3 protein-coding genes are annotated in these 1,049 nt (G+C 69.1%); 1 reads left to right on the forward strand and 2 read right to left on the reverse strand.

All coding sequences use genetic code 11. The features are described from left to right. The coding region (locus tag SSP08S_RS40075) for a MarR family winged helix-turn-helix transcriptional regulator (RefSeq protein ID WP_019073287.1) at window positions 1-429 on the reverse strand (429 nt) is incomplete at its 3' end. A gap of 205 nt (window positions 430-634) precedes the next feature. On the opposite strand from SSP08S_RS40075, the gene SSP08S_RS40080 reads away from it, so the two are divergent. After that, entirely contained in the window at window positions 635-835 is a 201-nt protein-coding gene (locus tag SSP08S_RS40080) for a hypothetical protein (RefSeq protein ID WP_019073288.1), read from the forward strand. 23 nt (window positions 836-858) lie between these two features. Here SSP08S_RS40080 and SSP08S_RS40085 read toward each other — a convergent pair. Further along, on the reverse strand, window positions 859-1,049 hold a 191-nt coding region (locus tag SSP08S_RS40085; RefSeq protein ID WP_019073289.1), incomplete at its 5' end, for a GNAT family N-acetyltransferase.

Below are 1,049 nucleotides of genomic sequence, written 5' to 3' on the forward strand. Positions count from 1 at the left end.
GCGGCAGTCGCCGAAGTCGGCGCGGAGCCGGGCCATCAGCCGGATGAGCTGGCCGACCTCGTCGTCGCTCCAGTCGCTCAGCCGGTCGGCGAGCAACTGGGCGGTGCGCCGGGAGAGTTCGTCGAGCCGGACCTGGCCGCTGGGGGTGAGGCGCAGGATGCGGGAGCGCTTGTCCGAGGGGTCGGCGGACCGTTCGATCCAGCCCCGGTCGGCGACGTGCGCGACATGGCGGCTGGTCACGGACATGTCGACGGAGAGCAGTTCTGCGAGCTTGCTCATGCGCATGTCCCCGTAACGCCCGAGCAGGGTCAGTACGGCCGCGGAGCCGCTGGGGCAGTCGGACGGCAGGATCCGTCCCAGCTCCCTGCGTACGGCGCCGAAGGCGCTGAACTGACGCATCAGCTCCTCGTACTGCGCCCGCTCGGCCATCACGCCTCCCCTACCCTCCATGGTCGCGTTCGTTGCTTGGGGCAACCATAAGAGAGGTTGGTTGCTACAGGCAAATAAAACCGGGTGGGTATGGCATAAAAAGTTGGCAAAGGCAAGCATTGGCGAAAGTAAACCCACAGGTGGGAATGGCCGCACGCGGCCCCGCACTTGGGTGTCCCCCGGGGATTCGCTAGTGTCTCGGCCCATGGCAAACACCCAGGGCCCCGAGGGCAACTACGACCCCGCCGGCAGCACCCAGATGTTCCGTGCCTTCGTCGACGAGACCCCCCAGGGCGGCCGGCAACAGCAGGCCGCCGCTCCCGCAGGACCCCGCATCGGCCTGATCGCCGGCGTCGTCGCCGCCGTACTGGTCGTGGCGGCGGTGGTGTACCTGGCGATGATGTAGCGCCGACCGCGTGACCCAGGCGGCTACCGGCCCGGCTTCACGGGGAACCGGTAGACCGTCGATTCCCGGGGGCGGAAGCCCAGCCGCTCGTACAGGCGGTTGGCGGCGGTTCGGTCGGGGCGCGAGGTGAGGTCGACAGTGCGGGCACCGGCTTCCTGGGCGATCCGCAGCGCCTCGCTGTTCAGTAGCGCGGTCCGTCGCTGATCGGCTGCCG

The organism is Streptomyces hokutonensis (genome assembly GCF_000376565.1).
GTDB classification, from domain to species: Bacteria; Actinomycetota; Actinomycetes; order Streptomycetales; family Streptomycetaceae; genus Streptomyces; species Streptomyces hokutonensis.

What these genes read in the sequence shown, in the direction of transcription:
- SSP08S_RS40080 (WP_019073288.1), top strand. Translation starts at nt 635, where the DNA reads ATGGCAAACACCCAGGGCCCCGAGGGCAACTACGACCCCGCCGGCAGC.